This window comes from Desulfonatronum parangueonense, assembly GCF_054656975.1.
Map to the genome: position 1 here is coordinate 3,199,590 of NZ_BAAHXH010000003.1, position 18,832 is coordinate 3,218,421.

Sequence of the window (18,832 nt, forward strand, 5' to 3'; positions counted from 1 at the left end):
CTCCTTATCCTTTTGCCATGGAGACCAACAAATCCGCCGCGGACTGCTCGGGATTTGCCGACTTGGTAATCGGCCGGCCGACAACCAGGAAATCGGCTCCCGCCGCGACAGCCGCCGCGGGAGTGGCGATTCGGGACTGATCATCAGGGAGCGAGGAGGCTGAGGGAGTCTGGTCACGGATGCCCGGAGTGACGCACAGGCAGGAGGGCCAAATATTTTTGATCCGTGATGCCTCCAACACCGAGCAGACCACGCCCTGGACGCCCCAATTTCGTCCATGTTCGGCAAGGATCTGCGCGAGCTCCGAAGGAGTGCGGCTATTGCCCATCCAGGCAATATCCGGCTGATCCAGACTGGTGAGCATGGTCACGCCCAAAACCTGGGGTACAAATTGAAGCGATGACGAGCCTTCTCTGCACCCGTCCATGGCTGCCTGGACCATACGTTGGCCTCCGGACAGGTGCACCGTGAGCATGTTCACGCCCAGACCGGCGGCAACACGGGTGGCTGAGCGGACAGTGTTCGGAATATCCAGGTATTTCAGATCCAGAAAAATCTTGCAGTCTCTTTTCCGCAGGCCTTCCAGAGCCCTTGGGCCATGTGCGGAAAACAGTTCCAAACCGATCTTGAACCATTGCACGCGAGGCCGGAGCCGGTCCACGAGTTCCAGGGCGTAGTCCAGTTCGGGCGTATCCAGGGCGACGATCAGTTCAGCCATCCAGCAAACTCCCGGAAGGACTTCTTGACCAGGTTGACAATATGTGCGCCATGATATCGCCGTTATACCGACTGCGAAGTCCTTCGGCCAGATAGACGCTGCGCAGATCCTGGTATGCCTGTTCCAGGTCGTCGTTGATGATCCAGGTGTCGAATAACTGCGCCTGCTCCAGTTCCTGACCCGCATTGGTCAGCCTTTGATTAAAGGACCTTGCGTCTTCCGTTCCGCGTCCGCGCAACCGCTGCTCGAGAACCTGCCGGGACGGGGGAAAAAGAAAGATGAATGCGCCGTAGTCAAATGCTTGCCGCAACTGACGGGCTCCCTGGACGTCGATGTCGAAAAGCACGTCGTTGCCCTGATTCAGCATCTTCAGAACCGCCGGCCGGGAGGTACCGTAGAGATTGCCATGGACCTGGGCCCATTCGGCAAAGTTTCCTTCAGCTTGCAACTCCTGAAATTCCTGTCTCGATACAAAATGATACTCCCGACCGTTTTCCTCTCCGGGCCGGGGAGAGCGGGTGGTGTAGGAGACAGAGAATGCCAGCCGGGGAAATTCCTGACGCAACCGCTTGATCAGCGTGCTTTTCCCCGTACCGGACGGAGCGCTGATGACCAGAAGCAGTCCCGACCGTGCACTGGACATGTTACTTCTCCTCGTCCACGTTCTCGTCGCGCAGGGAATATCGTTGACCGATGGTTTCGGCCTGGATGGCGGACAGAATGACGTGGTTCGAATCCGTGATGACAATGGACCGGGTTTTGCGGCCCTGGGTCGCGTCGATGAGGCGTTTGTCCGTTTTGGCTTCCTCGCGGAGACGGCGCATGGGGGAAGATGTCGGATTGACAATGGTGATGATCCGGGAACTGACCACGAAGTTGCCGTAACCAATGTTCAACAAACTCGTTTTGGACATATGAATTCCTGTTCAAATGTATTTTTTGCAGCGATTGGCCTGTTGGCGACAAAAGGGAAGTACTACTCCAGGTTCTGGATCTGTTCCCGGCATTTTTCCAGTTCGGCCTTGAAAGCCACGACATCGCGGCTGATTTCGGCATCCTGGGTCTTGTTGCCGCAGGTGGAGATTTCCCGCAGACATTCCTGAAACAGGAAGTCCAGTCGCCTGCCGGGATCAGCGACATGACCCAGAATGCGCCGGGCCTCCTCCAGATGCATGGCCAAGCGCGTAATTTCCTCGCTCACGTCAAGGCGGTCGGACAGCAGGGCAAGCTCCTGGAGCATCCTGGATTCGTCCAGGACGAGTGGCGCGCCATCCCGGTTCGCGTTGTAGGATTGAAGCAATGCATCGATACGCTCATGGAGGTGCTCCATCCGCTTCGGAGCAAGTTCCACGGCCTGGGACCGAATTTTGGTCATGATTTCCGTCATCCGTTCCAGTCGTGAAAAAATGTCCCGGCTCAAGGCTTGGCCTTCCCGGAGTCGGGCCTGTTGAACATCCTTGAGCGCAGCGTGCAGGCCCTGGGTCATGGAATCAACCAGAATTTCGGAAAGATCGCCTGAAGGATCGCGCCACAATCCGGAATGCAGGAAGAGCTGATTGAGGTCGGGCACAAATGGAAGACCAGTCAGTTTTGCCAGCTCCTGCATCTGGTTGAGCATTCCTCTGGCTTGGGTTGTGTCCAGGGTCGGGCAGACCGCGTCGGGCTGAGTAAGGCGAACGTCGAGACTGATGTCCACCCGCCCCCTTGTGAGATAGGTACGGACAATTTTATCCCAGCCATTCTCCAGCCGACGGCAGTATCCCGGAATACGCCACTTGACCTCCAGATACCTGGAGTTGATGGTCCGGATTTCCCAGGATTGAACCCCGTCCTCATTCTGGAGGCGACTGGAACCGAATCCCGTCATGCTCCGGGCTGAACCCGGGGAAACGTTCATGTTTCGGCCTCCGGGGCCGCCTTGGGTTTCTTGCCGAAAAACAGGGCCACGAAGATGCTGAATTCATACAGGATGATCAGCGGACCGGACATCAGGATCTGGGTAATGCCGTCGGGCGGGGTGAGAACCGCCGCAACGACAAAGGAGAACAAGATGGCGTATTTGCGCTTTTTTCTTAATGACGCGGCAGTGACCAGACCCATTCTGGCCAAAAAGAAGATGAACAGTGGCAATTCGAAGATCAATCCAAACGCCAGCAACAGTTTCAGTGAAAAACTGAAATATTCCCGCAAACTCGGCATGGGCCTGATCATCTCGTCGGCATAGCCCATGAAAAACTCAAAGCCGAAGGGGAAGACGATAAAGTAGCCGAACAGTGCCCCGCTAACAAAAAAAAGCGCGGATATCGCGGCTATCGGAATCATGTACTTGCGTTCGCTTTCATACAAACCCGGAGCGATGAACTTCCAGATCTGATAGAAAATATACGGGCTGACCAAAAACAGGCCGGCCACAAAAGCGACTTTGACGTAGGTGAAAAATGCCTCGGGCAGAGCCGTGAAGATCAGGCTGCTGTCCGGAGGCATGACCTCCAGCAGCGGCTTCATCATCAATGCGAAGAGCTGTTTGGAAAAGGCGTAACAGATCAGAAAGCCCACCAGGGCGGCAATGGCCGACCGAACCAGCCGGGTGCGCAGCTCCCCCAGGTGGTCCATGAGCGTCATTTCCTTCAACTCCCCTGGTTGCTCCTGTTGCTGGGAAGTTTCGCTCATGCCTCGTCCTTTGTTTTCGGCTGGTTCTGTTCACCCCTGGCAACAGCGTCTTCGGGAGCTACAGTGGTCGGCGCATTGTCGCCAGGAGTGGGCTGGACCGTGGGGTTCGTGGCGGAAGGCTCAGTGGAAGATTTTTGGACTTCGGAAGATGACTTCACCTGGGATGGCTGTTCCGCTTGCTGAGCAACCCGTGTTGAGGCTGGAGCCGGATCGACGCACTGGGGCGGTGGGACGCAGGCATCCGTCTGCGTCTTGGCCGGAGCCGGCTTGGGTTCCTCCGTTTCCTTGAGAGTAGCCTTTTTGGCTTTTTCGCGCTCGTCCTCTTCAATCCTGGCTGCTTCCAGGTTCAGGGTGCGTTGAACATCCGTGGTTACTCTCCGGAATTCTCCCAGGGCCTTGCCAAGAGAGCGGGCGATGCCGGGCAGCTTGGCTGGTCCGAGGACCACCAGCGCCACGAGCAGGATAATTATGAGTTCCGTTGTACCGATACCGAACATGATGTGGTCCTAGCTAGCAACAATATGTCCTATTGTGTAAAAGAATTTCAAATTTTGCGTGGAAACAGATGTTCTATTCCCACTCTATGGTGCTGGGCGGCTTTGAGGAAATGTCCAGAACCACCCGGTTCACGCCTTTGACTTCATTGATGATCCGATTGGAGATCAGGGCCAGAATTTCCGAGGGCACCCTGGTCCAGTCCGCGGTCATGGCGTCGATGCTGTCCACGATGCGCAGGGCAATGACGTGTTCATAGGTCCGCTCATCGCCCATCACGCCCACGGTCTTCAGGGGCAGCAGCACGGCAAACCCCTGCCAGACCTTGTAGTACCAGCCGGAGGCCATCAGTTCGTTGTGCACGATCTTGTCCGCCTGCTGCAGGATGTTCAGCCGTTCCTGGGTCACCTCGCCCAGGATGCGGATGGCCAGGGCCGGTCCGGGGAAAGGATGGCGCCAGACAATGAAGTCCGGCAGGCCCAGTTCCACGGCCACCTTGCGCACCTCGTCCTTGAACAGTTCCCGGAGCGGTTCGATGAGGGCCAGATCCATCTTTTCGGGCAGGCCCCCCACGTTGTGGTGACTCTTGATGACCGCGGACGGCCCCTTGAAGGAAATGCTTTCAATGACGTCCGGATAAAGAGTGCCCTGGGCCAGGTATTTGATGCCCTCAAGTTTCTTGGCCTCCTGCTCAAAGACCTCAATAAAGGTGTGTCCGATGATCTTGCGTTTCTTTTCCGGATCCTCGACACCTTTGAGGCGGGACAAAAACAAATCCTGGGCCTGGACGAAATGCAGATTCAAATCGAAGTGCTGGCGCAGATAGGCCACGATTTCCTCGCCTTCTCCCAGGCGCAGCAGTCCGTTGTCCACAAGGACGCAGTGCAGCCGGTGACCGATGGCCTTGTGCAGCATCACCGCGACCACAGTGGAGTCAACGCCGCCGCTCAGCGCGCAGATGACCTGCTCGTTCTCGCCGATTTGTTCGCGCAGCTTGGCCAGGTGTTCTTCCAGAAAGGAAGCCATGTTCCAGTTGGGGTTGAGATTGGCGATCCGGAACAGGAAGTTGCGCAGGATCTGATCCCCGTCCTCGGTGTGGGCCACTTCCGGGTGAAACTGCAGGGCGTAGATTTTACGGGTTGGATCCGCCATGGCCGCGACATCCACCCGGTTGGTCCTGGCCAGGACGGTAAACCCCGATGGCGGCGCGAGAACCTTGTCCCCGTGGGACATCCAGACCTTGATTCCTTCCTTGATTGCCAAACCGTCCCACAGGGCGCAGTCTTCAGTGATGAACAGTTCTGCCCGGCCGTACTCCCTGTCCTGCGCCGGAACCACTTCGCCTCCGCCAATGTGGGCCAGGAGCTGCATGCCGTAGCAGATGCCAAGGATTGGCAGCCCCCACTCCAGAACCCGCGGATCCAGGGCCGGAGCTTCATGATTGATAACACTGGCCGGACCACCCGAAAGGATCAGGGCTTGCGGTTTCAAAGCCTTGAGTTCGTCGGAAGTGATGGTGCAGGGATGAATTTCAGAGTAGACGCCGGCTTCGCGGACCCTGCGGGCGATGAGCTGCGTGTACTGGGAGCCGTAATCAAGGATAATGACTTTGTCGGTGTCCATTATGAAAAATTCTCCACACGGTAGTTGGGGGCTTCCTTGGTGATGATCACGTCGTGCACGTGGCTCTCCCGCAATCCGGCCGGGGAGATGCGCACGAACCTGGAGTTGGTCCGCAATGCCTTCAGATCCGCACAGCCCAGATAGCCCATGCCGGAGCGCAGACCGCCCACCAGCTGATAAAGGCTTTCGGTGACCGGCCCTTTGTAGGGCACACGGCCGACAATGCCTTCCGGTACCAGCTTGGAGGATTTCTCCTGGAAATAACGGTCGCAGCTGCCTTCGCGCATGGCATCGATGGAGCCCATGCCCCGGTAGATTTTGTAGGAACGGCCCTGGTACAAAATGGTCTCGCCGGGGCTTTCCTCGGTGCCGGCGAACAGGCTGCCGATCATCACGCAGTCACCCCCAGCGGCAATGGCCTTGACCACGTCCCCGGAAAACTTGATCCCGCCGTCCGCGACAAGGCACTTGTCCATCTCGCGGCAGGCCCTGCTCGCTTCCATGATTGCCGTAACCTGGGGCACCCCCACTCCGGCAACAATGCGCGTGGTGCAGATGGAACCCGGACCGATGCCCACCTTGACCGCGTCCGCCCCGGCCCGGATCAGATCCCGGGCGCCTTCATAAGTGGCCACGTTGCCGGCCACGAGCTGGCAAGTGGGGAAGCTGCCCTTGATCGCCCGCACCGTGTCCAGAATGTTCTTCGTATGACCATGAGCGGAGTCCACAACGAACAAATCGACTCCCGAAGACATCAAGGCCGCCACACGGGCCTCACCATCCACTCCCACGCCCACGGCGCAGCCAACGCGCAGACGGCCAACGGAATCCTTGCAGGAGTTGGGGTATTTTTTGACCTTTTCGATGTCCTTGATGGTAATCAGTCCGCGCAGCTTTTGATTGTGGTCCACCACCAGCAGTTTTTCGATCCGGTTTTTGTGCAGCAGGTCCTTGGCCTGTTCCAGGGTCGTACCCACGGGAACGGTGATCAGGTTCTCGCTGGTCATGATCTCCCGGGCCTTGGTCTCCATGTCCGTGACGAACCGCACGTCCCGGTTGGTGACGATGCCCACGAGATGATCGTCTTCCACCACGGGCAGACCGGAGATCCGGTAATCGGACATCATTTCCAGAACCTTGGCCACGCTGTCATCCGGATGGACGGTCACCGGATCGATGATCATCCCGCTCTCGGATTTTTTGACTTTTTCCACCTCGATCTTCTGACGCTCGATGGGCATGTTCTTGTGAATGATGCCCATGCCCCCGGCCCTGGCCATGGAAATGGCCATCCGCGCATCCGTGACCGTGTCCATGGCCGCGCTGACCAGGGGAATGTTCAAATCGATTTCCGGAGTGATCCGGGTACGCACATCCGCCTTGTCCGGCAGGATTTCCGAATAATTGGGAACCAGAAGGACGTCGTCGAAGGTCAAACCGAATGGTATGTCTGAATCTTGGGTCATGAAGGATCCTTATAGAAATAGAAAGGCTAATTTTCCACGAAATAGTCGGAATCCAGCCGCTTTACTTCATATGTCGAGCCAGTGGATACGCCGACGCCGAAGTCGATCATGTACTGTGCGAGTTGATTTCCATCAATGAGGATGATTTTGCTGTCTATCGCGTTCACGAAGTCATGAGCGCTTTGAGAAAAATCGGATGTGGTAATGAAAATCCCTTTCCGGGCTCTTTTCCCTTGCAACGCACCGGCAAATTTTTGAATCTCGGGACGAGAAATGGTGTTTTCCCATTTTTTTGCCTGAATATAGATAATATCCAAACCCAACCTGTCTTCCTTGATGATGCCGTCAATTCCCTCATCCCCGCTTCTTCCAATGGCCTGTCCGGCATCCTTGCGCGATCCGCCGTAGCCCATCTTGACCAGGACCTCGACGACAACCTGTTCAAAGAATTGCGGGGATGCAGCTTTGAGTTGAGCGATGAGTTCGCTTGTCAGGCTTTCTCTTAACGAGAGATAGGCTTCCTCCATTCGTTCTTCTGGAGTTCTTGCTTCCTGGTCGTTACAGCTATTTGAAAGTCCGGATTCTTCCGATACCCAACCTCTTGCAGCCTTATATTCAGGGATTTCCCGCAGGAACTTCAGACTGATCGTCGCCGGATTTTGTTCAAGAATTCTTATCCCTTGGTCAGTGATGCTGAACACACCGCGTCTGGTGTTCTTGAGCAAACCTGCCATCTTCATGTGCGCTCGCGCCCAGGCAACTCGATTCTCAAACGTTCTTTGCTGCCCACTGGGCAGCAGTTGCTTTTGGTCTTCTTCAGACAAAGAAAACTTCTCGGCCAGCGCATCCACCGCTTGCCGATTCGTATACTCTCTTCCATCGGCACAGAAATTCAGAAGTGGAAGCATAATGCTCTGGAAGTCCGGTATGGCCATCAGCGATCAATCCATTCCGAGATATGCTGCCTGGACCTTGGGATCGGCCAGGAGGTCGGAGGCTTTGCCGGACATGGTGACCTTGCCGGTTTCCAGAACGTAGCCGCGGTGGGCGATTTGCAGGGCCATCTGGGCGTTTTGCTCCACCAGGAGCACCGTAGTGCCTTCCTTGTTGATCTGAACGATGACGTCGAAGATGTTCTCCACGATGATCGGCGCCAGCCCCAGAGATGGTTCATCCAGGAGCAGCAGCTTGGGGCGGGCCATCAGGGCGCGGCCAATGGCCAGCATCTGCTGCTCGCCGCCGGACAGGGTTCCCCCGTACTGCTTGCGGCGTTCCTTGAGTATGGGAAAGAGCGTGAAGGCTTTTTCCTCATCCTGTTTCAGACCGACTTTATCCTTGCGCAGATAACCGCCCATGCGCAAATTTTCCAGGACCGTCAGGGCCGGGAAAATCATTCTGCCCTCGGGCACCTGGGTTATGCCCATGGCCACGACCTTGTCCGTGGCCAATTTCGTGATGTCCCTGCCCTGGAACGTTATGCTCCCGGACCGGACTGCGACAACGGAAGAGATGGTCATCAGCGTGGTGGATTTCCCGGCGCCGTTGGATCCGACCAGGGTGACGATCTCGCCGGCATTGACGTTCAGGGTGATTCCCTTGAGGGCCTGGATATTGCCATAATAGGCCTGGACGTCGCGTAACTCAAGCATGAGCGGCCCCCCTTCCGAGATAGGCCTCAATGACTTGCGGATTCTCGCGAATGTCCTTGGGGCCGCCTTCAGCGATCAGCGTTCCATGGTCCAGTACGACCAGCCGTTTGCAAATGCTCATCACCAGCTTCATGTCGTGCTCGATGAGCATCACCGAAATACCCTTGTCCAGAATGGAGTAAATCAAATCCACGAGCATTCTGGTTTCCTTGGGGTTCATGCCGGCGGCCGGTTCGTCCAGCAGCAGCAGTTTGGGCTCCGTGGCCAGGGAGCGGGCAATTTCCAGGCGGCGCTGGTCGCCGTAGGACAGACTGTTGGCGTCGGCCAGGGCATGGTGGCCCAGGCCGACAAAATCCAGCCAGTACATGGAATCTTCAACGATGGTTTTTTCCTCGTTTTTCTGGAACCGTGTGCGCAACACCGAGCGGAAGAAGTTGGACTTGGTCCGGCAGTGCCGGGCAATCCGAACATTGTCCAGGACGGTCAGGGCATTGAACAGACGGATGTTCTGAAAAGTCCGGGCGATGCCCAGTTCCGTCATTTTCTCCGGTTTGTATCCATTGATGCGTTTGGAGTTATCGCCCTGGGTGAAGACGATGTCGCCGCTCGTGGGCTTGTATACGCCGGCAATGCAGTTGAACATGGTCGTTTTCCCGGCTCCATTGGGCCCGATCAGGCCGAGAATCTCCCCTTCAAAAACATTGAAGGAGACGTCGGCCAGGGCCATGATGCCGCCGAAACGCTTGGTGATGGAGTCGATCTTAAGCAACGGTGTCACTGGGATCTTCCTTGACCGCGGAGCGTTTGACGTATCGTTTCTGCAGGTCCAACAGCAGCGGATTGGAACGCCCGCTGGACGCGATGGCCGGGAAAAAGCCCGCGGGCTTGAAACGCATGATCAGGACCATGATCAGACCATAGGCCATGAAGCGGGTCTCGGGAGGCAGACCGAATGAAGTCAGCACTTCCCGCAGCACCTCGCCCAGGCTGACCAGGATCACCGCGCCGATCAGGGCGCCCTTGATATTGCCCAGACCGCCGAGCACAACCATGCACAATACCAGGAAGGATTCCCAGAACTTGAACATGTCCGGAGAGAGAAACATGGACCAGCGGGCGTAGAAGCATCCGCCCACCGCGCCGATGGCCGCGGAAATGGCAAAAGCGATGACCTTGTAGTTGAGAATGTTCACCCCGCAACTGGCAGCGGCCAGGGGGTCCTCCCGGATGGCGTACCAGGCCCGGCCCAGGCGGGAATCCTCCATGCGGCGCATGATGAAGAACACAAGTCCGACCATCAGGGCCGCGACGTAGAAATTGGGGGTCTTGTCGTAGAACTGGAAGTACCAGGCTTCGTTCAGCCAGGTCAGGTTCACGGTGATGGGCTGGATTCCAGGAAGACCCAAGGGGCCTCTGGTCAGCCAGATTTCGTTGGTCAGGAAGAGCACCACCAGCTCGGAGAACCCGAAGGTGACGATGGCGAAATAGTCCCCGGTCAGGCGCAAGGTCGGTGCGCCCAGCAGCGCCCCCCACAAGGCTCCGTTGAGGGCAGCCAGGGGCACGATGACCCAGAAGGACAGACCGTAATGAATGGTCAGCAAACCGGCTGTATAGGCGCCGATGCCGTAGAAGCCGACATAGCCGAGGTCCAGGAGACCGCAGAAACCCGGAACGATGTTCAGGCCCATGGCCAGAATCATGTAGACCATGGCCAGGGTCATGACATGAATGATATAGTCGCTGGACTGCGGAACGATGGGATAGGTCAATACCGCGGCGACGATCAGCAGGGTAAGGGATTTTCCAAAATTCACGATATGGTTCCGTTGAGAGAGCGTTATCAGGTTTCAAAGGGGTAATTTGTTGAACGAATAATTTCAAATTTCAAATTTGAGATTTCAAATTCTTCTTCAGCGTCAGGCCTTGTCCACCACGGAGCGCCCAAGAATTCCCGAAGGCCGGAAGATGATCACCGCGATCATCACGGCGTAGGCCACGCCGTCGCGGTAGAGCGAGGAGATATAGCCCGCGCCCAGAGCTTCGGCCACGCCCAGAACCACGCCGCCGATCATGGCGCCGGGCACCGAACCGATTCCGCCGAGCACGGCCGCGGCAAAGGCCTTGACGCCTGCGGTGTAGCCCATGGTGGGATAGAGAGTGTTGTAGTAAACGGAAACCAGGATTCCGGCCACCGCACCCATGGCCGAACCCAGGGCGAAGGTGAAGGAAATTACGTAATTGACGTTGATGCCCATCAGAGAGGCGGCGGTCTTGTTCTGGGCCAAGGCGCGCATGGCCGTGCCGATGCGGGTCTTGTTGATGGTCAGATAGAGGCTGATCATCATCACGATGGCCACGGCGAAAATGAACAACTGGAGCCAGGTCAGGCTGATATCGCCCATGACCAGGGCTTTCGCCTTGAGGTAGTCCGGAACGGCCATTTGCGGAAAGGGCCTGGAACGGCTGCCCCAGATGATCAGGGCCACATTCTGGAGAAATATGGACATGCCGATGGCCGTGATCAGGGCGGCCAGACGCGGGGCCTTGCGCAGAGGACGGTAGGCGATGATGTCCAGCAGGATGCCGCAGAGCATGCAGCAGATCACGGCCATGAGAATGGCCACGTAAAAGGGAAGCCCGACCATGGTGATGAAGGTCACGCAAAAAAAGGCCCCGAGCATGTAGATTTCACCGTGGGCGAAATTGATGAGCTGGATGACGCCGTAGACCATGGTATAGCCGACGGCGATCAGGGCATAAATCAGGCCCAGGGTCAAACCGTTGATGAGTTGTTGTTCAAGCAAAGGGGGGATCTCCTGCCGGAAAATGAGAGGGACTGCATGAAACCGAAACAGGCTGGGAGCGGCCCAGCCTGTTTCGGTGTGATTACTGAGGTATTAGCTTATTGCATCTGCTTCGGAGCGGCGACGAACTGGCCGTCCTTGACCATTTTCACGAAGGCGCTTTTCTCCGGATCGCCGATTTCATTGAAATAGGTCGCTCCGGTGATGCCAATGTACGCATTTTCGTAGGAATTGATACCGGCCAGATAGTCACGGATTGCTGCCCGGTCAGTACCCACGGCAGTCACGGCGGCGATGAACTTGCCGGTTGCGTCATAGGCGTTGGCGCTCATCCAGTCCAGGTCGCGCTGATATTTTTCCTCGAACTTCCTGATGAAGTCCTGGGCCTGTTCCGGAGCTGCGTCGGCCAGGAAGGGAACCGTCATGTAGGTGTTGTTCGCGGCTGCTCCGGCCAGGTTGATGTAGTCCACGTTGTCCAGGCCGTCCGCGCCGAACTTGACCACGTCCATGCCCAGATTGGCGGCCTGTGCGGCGATCAAGGCTCCTTCGTTGTAGTAACCGGAGATGAACAGTCCGTCAGGTGAGTGCCGGCGCAGGCTGGTCAGCTGAGGAGTAAAGTCCGTGGCGCCTTTCACGTAGCCTTCCTCGCCGACAACGGTCAGGCCGATGTTCTTGGCTTCAGCCACGAACGCGTTTTTCAGGCCGATGCCGTAGTCGTTGTTTTCGAAGAACACGGCGATCTTTTCCAGGCCGAGAATGTCCTTGACGTAGTTGGCCAGGAACTTGCCCTGGTAGTCGTCCAGGTACACGTTGCGGAAGGACCATACCCGGCCCTGGTTGTCCCTGTTCTGCTGGCTGATGGTCACGTTGGTGGCCGTGGGAGAGATGACGGGCATGCCCATGCGGACATAGGTGGGCAGCGCAGCCAGGTGAGCGGAAGAGCAGACGTGGCCGACAACACCGACGATGTCTCTGTCGCCGACAATGCGGGGAGCGACAACGGCGGCTTCACGGGGTTCGCACAGTTCGTCAAAGTAGGCGATCTCGATCATCGTACCATTGATGCCGCCCGCGGCGTTGATTTCCTCGACTTTGGTCTCCACGCCGGATCTAATGTTTTCCCCGTACGAAGCAGCGGGGCCGGTCAAAGGGGCGGCCACGGCGATCTTGATTCTTTGCGCCCAGGCCGGGGAACAAACAAGTACCAGCAAGCAGGCGGCCGTGATGGTCTTCATCCAACTTTTTGCACTCATTGCTTTCCTCCACGTTGATGTTGTTATTGGTGTTCAATAAAAAAACGAAATACCGCAGGGCCACTTAGGAGGTGTTCCGGCGAGAAAAGGCCTTGTATGGCTTCACCGGGACCGGATGCGTCCGAAAAGTTGTCGGAGCGTTCAGTCAACGGGACAAGGCCATTACCATATTCAAGACACTTCATGGACCAAAAGAGCTATTGCCATGAAAAAAACAAGTGTGTCAATTGAAATTTCAAGGAAAGCCGTAGTTTATTGCAATAATTGTCGTATTTTTGAGAAGTTGGGTCTTCGCAAGTCGGGAGCGCAAAAGCATGCTGATCACGAGGGATACGTGCTTTGAACAGATGATGGATAACAAGCTGACATTCCTTGATACATTGTAACTACACAGCAGATTCTGATGAATGACTGAAACTGGTCCTGCTTGCCTTGATTTTGCGGTTTCGCAGATCTGACTGAGCCAGAATTCGTTCACGAACCATTGCCGGGCGCTTGGAACACCAAAAGATGTATATTCACGCAATGGTTCGAGGTTACGAAGCCGGCGAAGGAGCTTGCGGGCCCGCAAAATCAAGGCAAGCAGGACCTCGGCTGAGTGGTTGCGATATATCAAGGTGCTTGCGCGGCAGGATCTGCTGTAAATCAGACATCAAACCGGGAAACATTTGCCAAGATCAGGTCGCCTTAGCGTTTTTTTGATGCATGGACAACATTTTTTTCGTGCTCTATGATAAGATTTTACGTCAACCTTCTTAAATGGATAAGGAGTTCTTATGAGTTTCCGCAAAATGACCATCGCGTCATGTTTGAGCATCGGCCTGAGCCTGATGGTCCTGGGCTGCGGCCAGCAGCCGGCACCGGCGCCGCAGGCCGGGAATGGCCCGCGGACGGTTCAGCAGCTGGACACTCAAGTCCAGAAGACCAGTTACGCCATCGGGCTGGATATCGGGACGAACATTTCCCAAGGCGATCTGGAAGTGGACGCTGATGCACTGGCACAGGGCCTGCGTGACGGCTTGGGGCTGGGCGGCGAACCGCTGATGACCCAGGCGGAGCAGCAAGAGGTGCTGATGGCCCTGCAGCAGGAATTGATGCAGCGTCAGATGGAAATGATTCAACGCCAGTCGGCTGAAAACCTCGAAGAGGGCCGTGCATTCATGGAAGAGTTCCAGGAGCAGGAAGGAGTTCAAGCCACTGAAAGCGGCATTCTATACCGGGTCATAACCGAAGGCGACGGACAAATTCCCACCACCGAAGATATCGTTACCGTGCACTATACGGGCACACTCGTGGATGGAACCGTTTTCGACAGTTCGGTGGAACGCGGCGAGCCGGCCACCTTTCCCCTTCAGGGCGTGATCCCCGGATGGACCGAAATTCTGCAGATGATGCCCCAGGGTTCGAAATGGGAAGTGGTCATTCCGCCGGATATGGCCTACGGTCCGCAACAGGCCGGTCCGATCATCCAGCCCAACTCCACCCTTATTTTTGAGATCGAATTGCTGGACGTCATCCAGGCGAACAATGTTGAAGGAACAGCTTCCGTAGAATAATTGAAACCCTCCACGTGATGGACATAAAAATAAAAGAGCCCTCATCCGACCGGATGAGGGCTTTTTCTGTTCATTCAAAAGATCCCCTTATAAATTCACGGCCTGCATGAACGTTTCCAGGCGCTTGTCGTAGGGGGGAAAACCAAAGAAGGCCGAGCCGGAGACGAAAATGTTTGCGCCGCACTGCGCAAGCTCGCGGACGTTCTCCGGCGTAACGCCGCCGTCCACCTGGATGTTGGTGGTCAACCCCTGTTCCTCGATCAAGGCCCGCAGGCGCTTGATTTTTTTTGTGCTGAAGGGAATGAACTTCTGGCCGCCGAAACCGGGATTGACGCTCATGACTAAAACCATCTCCAGCTGGGGCAGCAGGTACTCCACCACGTCAAGGGGTGTATGCGGATTCAGGGCTACGCCGGGTTTGGCGCCCAGGCGGGCGATTTCGGAAACGGTACGTTCCAGGTGGACGCAGGCCTCCGCATGAACGCAGAGCAGGTTTGCTCCGGCGTCCACAAAGTCCGCCAGGTAGCGATCCGGGTTTTCGATCATCAGGTGCACGTCGAAGAACAGGCTGCTCTTTTTGCGGCAGGCCTTGATCACCGGCGGCCCAAAGGTGATGTTCGGAACAAAGGCGCCGTCCATGACATCCCAGTGCACCCATTGCAGGCCGGCCCGTTCCAGGGCGACAAGCTCCTCTCCGATGCGGCTGAAATCCGAAGACAGTAATGACGGTGCGAGAATGATGTTTTCATTGCGGGACATTAGTGTTCCTCCTGGTCGCTGTCAGCTGGTACGGCCGAGGCCGACGCAGCATTGCAAAACAATAAACATGAGCGGGTCGTGCTGCCGCGAGGATGTTCCACTGTAACTACTCAGCTGAGGTCCGAGTTGCTTTGATTTTGCGGCCTCGCCAAATCCTTCGCCGGCTTCGTAAGACCGAACCATTGCGTGAATAAACAACACTCGTGCTCCAGGAGTCCGGCAATGGTTCGGTGAACGAATCCCGGCTCAGTCAAACAGGCGAGACCGCAAAATCAAAGCAACCCGGACCATCCCTGCTTCAACTGCTGAGTAGTTACGTTCTACTTTCCGTATTCAATGGAACTGATGCGCATCAACTTGGAAAAGGAATGCTGCGCCTCGATCAGCCGGAACGTGCCCGTCTTGCCGCGCATGACCATGGAATGGGTCACGGCGCCCTTGCCGGTAAATTCCACGCCTTTGAGAAACGTTCCGCCGGAAATGCCGGTTGCCGCGAAAAAGACGTCGTCGCTTTTGACCAGATCATCCACGGTCAGGACCCGTTCGGGGTTGTATCCGGCTTGCTGCACGCTCTCACGCTCGGCGTCGGACTGCGGATCGAGCATGCACTGCATTTCTCCGCCCATGATCCGAATTGCCACGGCGGCAAGGATGCCCTCCGGGGTGCCTCCGGTTCCAATCATCATGTCCACCTCGCCCCCCGGCGTAATGGCCATCAACGCTCCGGCCACGTCGCCGTCCGTGTGCAGCTGGATGCGTGCCCCGGCCTCGCGGATTTCCCTGATCAGGCCGGCATGACGCGGCTTGTCCAGGACAAAGACCACCATGTCATCCACTGACTTCCCTAGAGCCTTGGCGACGCGACGCAGATTCTCCGCCACAGGCGCCTTGATGTCCACCTGGTATTTTGCCTCGGAGGGCACGGCCATCTTTTTCATGTAAAACGCGGGACCGGGGTTGTACATGGTTCCTCGGGGAGCCAGCGCGACAACGGCAATGGCGTTGGGACGGCCAAAGGCCAGCAGCCGGGTTCCTTCCACCGGATCAACCGCGACGTCTACCTCCGGACCGTTGCCGGTTCCCAGTTTTTCACCGTTATAAAGCATCGGCGCCTCATCCTTTTCGCCTTCTCCGATGACCACGGTGCCCTTGATGTCAATGGCGCTGAAACTGAGACGCATGGCCTCCACGGCCGCAAAGTCCCCGCGTTCCTTGTCGCCTTTGCCCAGCCACCGGGAAGAGGCCAGAGCAGCGGCTTCGGTTACACGGACAAGGTCAAGGGCAAGGTTGCGTTGCGGGGTTTCCTGGGACATGAGAAATCTCCTTGGATCGAGGTTTCATGGGGACAATGAATTGCATGCGGTCGTCAGCCCGTTCAAGGCCGCCGAACCGAGTGATCTGCTTGTATCCGTCATGTCCGAAGATGGCAAAGCTTGTTTGGGCAGACTTGCATATTGCGCTTGACCATGAACCGGTGCTACCAAAAACCGGTTCGGGGATGCTGAACCCACTCCGGGTGATAATAGAGTGATGGATCCTCTTCGTTCTTTTTTCTCTTCATGCCTTCATACGTATCAAGGAGTAGATATGTCTCAGCGCAGAAAGTTGGCCAATGCCGTTCGTGCATTGAGCATGGACGCCATTCAGAAAGCCCATTCCGGGCATCCGGGAGCCCCACTGGGCATGGCCGATATTGCCGAGGTTTTGTGGAACGATTTTTTGCGTCACAACCCGGCCAACCCCCAATGGGCTGATCGGGATCGCTTTGTCTTGTCCAACGGACACGGTTCGATCCTGCTGTACGCCCTGTTGCATTTGTCCGGCTACGATCTGACCATCGAGGACATCAAGAATTTTCGGCAACTGGCATCAAAAACTCCCGGGCATCCGGAACGCGGGATCACGCCCGGCGTGGAAACGACTACGGGGCCGCTGGGTCAGGGACTGGGCAACGCCGTGGGCATGGCCATGGCCGAACGGGTTCTCGCGGCGCATTTCAACAGGGACGATTTCGACATCGTGAACCATTCTACCTATGTCTTCCTCGGAGACGGCTGTCTGATGGAAGGCATTTCCCACGAGGTCTGTTCCCTGGCCGGAACATTGGGCTTGGGCAAACTGACGGCGTTTTACGACGACAACCAAATTTCCATTGACGGCAATATCGGCGGCTGGTTCGCGGACGACACCCCGGCCAGATTCGAGGCGTACGGCTGGCATGTGGTGCGCAACGTGGACGGACATGACGGAGAGGCCGTGCGGCGGGCCATACTTGAAGCCAGGGCCGAAAACGATCGCCCCTCACTGATCTGCTGCAAAACCGTCATCGGCTTTGGCGCACCCAATGTCTGCGGCACCGAGCATTGTCATGGCGCACCTCTGGGGGATGCCGAGATCGCGGCTGCGCGGCAGAATCTGGACTGGCCTCATGCGCCATTTGATATTCCGGAGCAAATCAAATCAGGCTGGGATGCCCGGCAGCGAGGCAAGGAACTGGAGGATGCCTGGAACGCAAAATTCCGGGAATACTCCGCCGCCTACCCGGAGCTGGCCGCGGAGTTCACCCGGAGAATGGCCGGGGAACTGCCTGAAGGGTTCATGCAAACTGCTCAGAAATTCGTGCGTACGACTGCCGCGGCCGCGGAGAAGCTGGCCACGCGCAAGGCCTCCCAAAAGGCCATCGAGCACTTTACCCCTGTCCTGCCCGAGCTTCTGGGCGGTTCCGCCGACCTGGCGGCGTCCAACCTGACCAAATGGTCCGGCGCGAAGCCCCTGGCCAAGACCGTATGGAACGGCGACTATGTCTTCTACGGTGTACGCGAATTCGGGATGGCCGCGATCATGAACGGGATTGCGGCCCACGGCGGGTTCATCCCCTTCGGCGGCACGTTCCTCGTCTTTTCCGACTATTCCCGCAATGCCCTGCGCATGGCCGCGATGATGGGGTTGCGCTCCATCCATGTCTTGACCCACGATTCCATCGGAGTCGGCGAGGATGGCCCGACGCACCAGCCCATCGAACACACTGCCTCACTGCGCCTGATCCCGAATCTGAGGGTCTGGCGGCCCTGCGACGCCGTGGAGACCTCGTCGGCCTGGGCCGAGGCGTTGCAGCGCCACGACGGTCCCACGGCCTTGATTCTCTCAAGACAAAATCTGGCCCATCAGGAGCGCGACGAACAGGCCATGGCGAACATTCGGCGCGGCGGGTACGTTTTGAAGGATTGCGACAGTATCCCCCAGGCGATCATCATGGCTTCCGGATCGGAAGTGGACGTCGCGGTCGAAGCGGCCAACCTGTTGTCCGCCAAGGGCCTGAAAGTCCGCGTCGTGTCCATACCCTGCATCGAGCTTTTCGACGCTCAGGATCAGGAGTACCGTCAGTCCGTCCTGCCCCGGGAAGTCGGCGTCCGGCTGGCCGTGGAGGCCGGGGTGCCCGAATCCTGGCGGCATCTGGTGGGACAGGACGGGGATGTGCTGGGCATGCGGCGTTTTGGCGAATCCGCTCCCGGCAACCAGCTGTTCAAGCATTTCAACTTTACTCCCGAGGCCGCTGCCCAGCGCCTGGAGCAGCTTCTGGGGTAACTACTCAGCCGAGGTCCGGCTTGCCTTGATTTTGCGGCCTCGCAAACTCCTTCGCCGGCTTCGTAACATCGAACCATTGCATGAACAAACAACATTTGGTGCTCCAAGCGCCCGGCAATGGTTCGATGAACGAATCCAGGCTCAGTCAGACATGCGAGACCACAAAATCAAGGCAAACCGGACCAGTTTCTGTCATTCATCAGAGTCTGCTGAGTAGTTATCTCCTGGGAAGATAAACATAAATGATTTTATTC

General features: G+C 57.0%; 18 protein-coding genes. 2 read left to right on the top strand and 16 right to left on the bottom strand.

The window, feature by feature from the left end; all coding sequences use genetic code 11:
• Window positions 1-4: 4 nt before the first annotated feature.
• The 14 genes from pyrF to ACYQ15_RS14520 all read right to left on the bottom strand — a co-directional run bounded on the left by pyrF (window position 5) and on the right by ACYQ15_RS14520 (window position 12,678).
• Window positions 5-718 (bottom strand): orotidine-5'-phosphate decarboxylase, encoded by a 714-nt coding sequence (gene pyrF, locus ACYQ15_RS14455; RefSeq protein WP_459938212.1) that lies wholly within the window; start codon window positions 716-718, stop codon window positions 5-7.
• Window positions 711-1,361: a guanylate kinase gene (gene gmk, locus ACYQ15_RS14460; RefSeq protein ID WP_459938213.1), complete on the bottom strand. Its 651-nt coding sequence runs from the start codon at window positions 1,359-1,361 to the stop codon at window positions 711-713. Before gmk ends, pyrF begins: the two co-directional genes overlap by 8 nt.
• Before the next feature lies 1 nt (window position 1,362).
• Complete coding sequence (locus ACYQ15_RS14465) at window positions 1,363-1,632, bottom strand: DUF370 domain-containing protein (protein WP_092118652.1); 270 nt, start codon at window positions 1,630-1,632, stop codon at window positions 1,363-1,365.
• A gap of 62 nt (window positions 1,633-1,694) precedes the next feature.
• Entirely contained in the window at window positions 1,695-2,615 is a 921-nt protein-coding gene (locus ACYQ15_RS14470) for a YicC/YloC family endoribonuclease (protein ID WP_459938214.1), read from the bottom strand.
• Window positions 2,612-3,340, bottom strand: a complete 729-nt coding sequence (gene tatC, locus ACYQ15_RS14475) for a twin-arginine translocase subunit TatC (RefSeq protein ID WP_459939593.1) — start codon at window positions 3,338-3,340, stop codon at window positions 2,612-2,614. The genes ACYQ15_RS14470 and tatC overlap by 4 nt, the downstream gene beginning before the upstream one ends.
• A gap of 44 nt (window positions 3,341-3,384) precedes the next feature.
• Window positions 3,385-3,885, bottom strand: a complete 501-nt coding sequence (tatB, locus tag ACYQ15_RS14480) for a Sec-independent protein translocase protein TatB (protein WP_459938215.1) — start codon at window positions 3,883-3,885, stop codon at window positions 3,385-3,387.
• 73 nt (window positions 3,886-3,958) lie between these two features.
• Complete coding sequence (guaA, locus tag ACYQ15_RS14485; RefSeq protein ID WP_459938216.1) at window positions 3,959-5,506, bottom strand: glutamine-hydrolyzing GMP synthase; 1,548 nt, start codon at window positions 5,504-5,506, stop codon at window positions 3,959-3,961.
• Complete coding sequence (gene guaB / locus ACYQ15_RS14490; protein WP_459938217.1) at window positions 5,506-6,972, bottom strand: IMP dehydrogenase; 1,467 nt, start codon at window positions 6,970-6,972, stop codon at window positions 5,506-5,508. Before guaB ends, guaA begins: the two co-directional genes overlap by 1 nt.
• A 26-nt stretch (window positions 6,973-6,998) precedes the next feature.
• A complete protein-coding gene (locus tag ACYQ15_RS14495; RefSeq protein ID WP_459938218.1) occupies window positions 6,999-7,907 on the bottom strand; it encodes a restriction endonuclease in 909 nt (302 codons plus the stop codon).
• Between the two features lie 6 nt (window positions 7,908-7,913).
• Complete coding sequence (locus tag ACYQ15_RS14500) at window positions 7,914-8,621, bottom strand: ABC transporter ATP-binding protein (protein ID WP_459938219.1); 708 nt, start codon at window positions 8,619-8,621, stop codon at window positions 7,914-7,916.
• Window positions 8,614-9,348 carry an ABC transporter ATP-binding protein gene (locus ACYQ15_RS14505; RefSeq protein ID WP_459939594.1) on the bottom strand — a complete coding sequence of 245 codons (735 nt, stop codon included), beginning with the start codon at window positions 9,346-9,348 and terminating at the stop codon, window positions 8,614-8,616. The genes ACYQ15_RS14500 and ACYQ15_RS14505 overlap by 8 nt, the downstream gene beginning before the upstream one ends.
• 34 nt (window positions 9,349-9,382) lie before the next feature.
• Window positions 9,383-10,435, bottom strand: a complete 1,053-nt coding sequence (locus ACYQ15_RS14510; protein WP_459938220.1) for a branched-chain amino acid ABC transporter permease — start codon at window positions 10,433-10,435, stop codon at window positions 9,383-9,385.
• 102 nt (window positions 10,436-10,537) lie between these two features.
• Window positions 10,538-11,425, bottom strand: coding sequence for a branched-chain amino acid ABC transporter permease (locus ACYQ15_RS14515; protein ID WP_459938221.1), 888 nt, complete (start codon window positions 11,423-11,425; stop codon window positions 10,538-10,540).
• 98 nt (window positions 11,426-11,523) lie between these two features.
• A complete protein-coding gene (locus ACYQ15_RS14520; RefSeq protein ID WP_459938222.1) occupies window positions 11,524-12,678 on the bottom strand; it encodes an ABC transporter substrate-binding protein in 1,155 nt (384 codons plus the stop codon).
• A gap of 776 nt (window positions 12,679-13,454) precedes the next feature.
• Here ACYQ15_RS14520 and bamJ point away from each other — a divergent pair.
• Window positions 13,455-14,234, top strand: a complete 780-nt coding sequence (gene bamJ / locus ACYQ15_RS14525) for a BamJ family beta-barrel-assembly machinery protein (RefSeq protein WP_459938223.1) — start codon at window positions 13,455-13,457, stop codon at window positions 14,232-14,234.
• 87 nt (window positions 14,235-14,321) lie between these two features.
• On the opposite strand, the gene rpe is transcribed toward bamJ, so the two are convergent.
• The gene (gene rpe, locus ACYQ15_RS14530) at window positions 14,322-14,993 is read right to left on the bottom strand and encodes a ribulose-phosphate 3-epimerase (RefSeq protein ID WP_459938224.1); all 672 of its coding nucleotides are present in this window, start codon (window positions 14,991-14,993) and stop codon (window positions 14,322-14,324) included.
• Between the two features lie 320 nt (window positions 14,994-15,313).
• Window positions 15,314-16,306 carry a class II fructose-bisphosphatase gene (gene glpX, locus ACYQ15_RS14535; protein ID WP_459938225.1) on the bottom strand — a complete coding sequence of 331 codons (993 nt, stop codon included), beginning with the start codon at window positions 16,304-16,306 and terminating at the stop codon, window positions 15,314-15,316.
• A gap of 274 nt (window positions 16,307-16,580) precedes the next feature.
• Between glpX and tkt the strand changes: the two genes are divergently transcribed.
• Window positions 16,581-18,578, top strand: coding sequence for a transketolase (gene tkt / locus ACYQ15_RS14540; RefSeq protein ID WP_459938226.1), 1,998 nt, complete (start codon window positions 16,581-16,583; stop codon window positions 18,576-18,578).
• Window positions 18,579-18,832 lie beyond the last annotated feature (254 nt).